Origin of the sequence: Streptomyces himastatinicus ATCC 53653 (assembly GCF_000158915.1) — a bacterium.
Lineage (GTDB): Bacteria > Actinomycetota > Actinomycetes > Streptomycetales > Streptomycetaceae > Streptomyces > Streptomyces himastatinicus.
In genome coordinates this window covers 10,092,779-10,095,833 of sequence record NZ_GG657754.1, presented here as the reverse complement: position 1 = coordinate 10,095,833, position 3,055 = coordinate 10,092,779, and the positions used below count along the sequence as shown (strand labels likewise).

1 pseudogene is annotated in these 3,055 nt (G+C 72.5%); it reads right to left on the bottom strand.

What is annotated here, in order from left to right:
* Positions 1-3,055 (bottom strand): annotated as a pseudogene (locus tag SSOG_RS47335) (type I polyketide synthase); the annotation flags it as partial.

The following is a 3,055-nucleotide window of genomic DNA, read 5'->3' as shown; positions in this document are numbered from 1 at the left end:
CAGCGTCCGTTCCGTCATGGCCAGGGCCTCGGCCGCCGTATCGTCCCCGACGCCTGGGGACCGTACGTCGGCGAGGACGACCGACGGTGTCGGCTCGCCGCGATCGAGCGCCTCGGTCAATGCCGTGAGGTCGGCGAGGTGGTTCGCGCCCGGTGCGGCAAGGTGGGGGGCGGCGCCCAATACCGTCCAGCGGCCGTCGTCGCCCGCCTCCGTGGTGTTCACGGTGAGGGGCAGGGAGGTCCAGTCGAGGGTGGAACAAGGCTGTCCGAACGACGGGTGTCCACCGCGCGCAACTGGTCCGCGCTCGCCGGGCGCATCGCCACTGAATCCACGGTCAACACCGGCGCACCGACCGCATCCGCCACGGTCACGCGCAGCGCTCGCTCGCCGTCCGCGCTCTGCTCGTACGGGGACAATCGGACCCGGACCGTGGTCGCCTCGGCCGCCCACAGCGTGACGCCGTTCCACGCGAACGGCAGCCACACCTGGCCAGGGGTGGTCTCGGTGTCCGTGCCGGTGGTGAGCTGGTCGATCAGGAGGGCCGGGTGCAGGGCGGCGTCGAGGAGCGCCGGGTGGATGCCGAAGCCACCGTGTTCGCCCGCGGCTTCCGGCAGCACCACCTCGGCCAGCACGTCCGCGCCGTCCTGCCACACCCCCCGCAGCCCCTGAAAGGACGGGCCGTACGCATATCCGGCGGCCGCGGCGCGTTCGTAGAATCCCTCGGTCTCCAGCGGCTCCGCGCCCGCCGGGGGCCATGCGCCGGTCAGTCCGGCCGCGTCGTCGTCGGCGCGATCGGTGGGCGGGCTCAGTACGCCCTCCGCGTGGCACCTCCACGCGGCGCCGGGGTCGGCATCGCCGTTGGGCCGCGAGTACACCTGTACGTCACGGCGTCCGTCGTCCCCGGGCGCGCCGACAACCACCTGAAGCCGCACACCGCCGGACGGGGGCAGCACCAGCGGGATCTGGAGCGCCAGTTCCTCCACGCCACCGGCGCCGACCTCGTCGGCGGCCCGCAGCGCCCATTCCGCCAGGGCCGCGCCCGGCACCAGTACCGCGTCCGCCACCACATGCTCGCCGAGCCACGCATGGCTGCGCGCCGAGAGACGGCCCGTCAGCACATGGCCGTTGCCATCGGCCAGCTCCACGGCGGCGGCCAGCACGGGGTGTCGTGCGGAGATCAGTCCCAGGTCGGCCGGGTCGCCCCCACGACCGCTGTCGCCGTCGAGCCAATACCGCTCACGCTGGAAGGCGTAGGTGGGCAGCTCCACGATCCGGGGTGGGGGCGAGGCCGGGTACAGGGTCGTCCAGTCGACGTCGACTCCGGCGACGAACGCCTGGGCGAGCGCCCGGAGCAGCTGGGCCCGGTCTCCGTGGTCGCGGCGCAGCGTGGGGACGGTGATGGCCTCCACGCCCGTGTGCTCGAAGGTTTCCTGCATGCCGATGGTGAGCACGGGGTGGGTGCTGGTTTCGATGAACACCCGGTGGCCGTCGGCCAGCGCCGCCTCGAGCGCGTCGGCGAAGCGGACCTGATCCCGCAGATTGGTCACCCAGTACGCGGTGTCCACGGTGGCGGTGTCGATCCGTCCGCCGGTCACCGTGGAGTAGAACGTGATGCCTGGTGCGGAGGTGTCGTTCGGGTGGATTCCGTCCAGTTCGCGGAGCAGCTCGTCGCGGATCTCATCGATCTGGGGGCCGTGCGAGGCGTAGTCCACATCGATGAGCCGTGCGCGATCGCCGTCCTCCTGGCATGCGGCCACTGCTGCGGCAACCTGCTGCGGGGGACCTGAAATGACCGTGGAGGAAGGTCCGTTGACCGCCGCCACACCCACCGCCGCCGCCTGGTCGCCGAGCCGGGCCAGCAGCTGTCCGGCCTGCTCTTGGCCCACGCCGAGCGACGCCATCGCCCCGCCACCGGCCAGCTTGCGCAGGGCCCTGCTGCGCAGCGCCACGACCTTCGCGCCGTCCTCCAGCGACAGCGCCCCGGACACGACCGCCGCCGCAATCTCACCCTGGCTGTGGCCCACGACCGCAGCGGGCTTCACGCCGTGCCCGGCCCACACCGCCGCCAGGGACACCATCACCGCCCACAGCACCGGCTGCACCACATCGACCCGGCTCATCTCGGCCGCGCCCTCCGCGCCGCGCAGCACGTCGGTGAGCGACCAGTCCACGTACGGCGACAGCGCCCGCTCACACTCCGCCACGCGCGCCGCGAACACCGGCGACGCATCGAGCAGCGCGGCGCCCATCCCGGCCCACTGGGATCCCTGCCCTGGGAACACCAGCACGGGACCCGCATCGCTCACCGGCACCGGAGCAGTCGCGTGCACCACATCCGGGTGGGATTCCCCTGCCGCCAGGGCCTCGACCGCCGCCACCAACTCCGCCCGGCCCTCACCCGCCACCACCGCGCGATGCTCGAACACCGACCGCGTGCTGATCAGCGACCAGCCCACATCCACCGGCGTCAGCTCAGGAGCCTCGGCCAGGCGCCCGGACAGTGCCGCGGCCTGCCCGCGCAGTGCCTCCGCACTCCGCGCGGACAGCACCCAGGGCACCACACCCACGTGTTCGGGCACCGACTCCGCCTCTGGGGTGTCCGGGGCCTGCTCCAGGATCACGTGCGCGTTCGTACCGGAGGCGCCGAAGGAGGACACCCCGGCGCGGCGGGGACGCTCACTGTCCGGCCACTCCACCGGCTCCGTCAGCAGCCGTACCGCACCACTACCCCAATCCACATGCGGCGTCGGCTCGTCGACGTGCAGTGAGGCGGGAAGTACGCCGTGCCGCATGGCCTGCACCATCTTGATCACACCCGCGACACCAGCGGCCGCCTGCGTATGCCCGATATTCGACTTCACCGAACCCAGCCACAGCGGCCGATCCTCCGGCCGCTCCTGACCGTACGTCGCCAGCAATGCCTGCGCCTCGATCGGGTCCCCCAGGGTGGTTCCCGTACCGTGGGCCTCCACCGCGTCCACCTCGGACGCCGACAAACCCGCACCGGCCAACGCCTGACGAATCACGCCGCTGCTGCGACGGACCATTCGGCGCC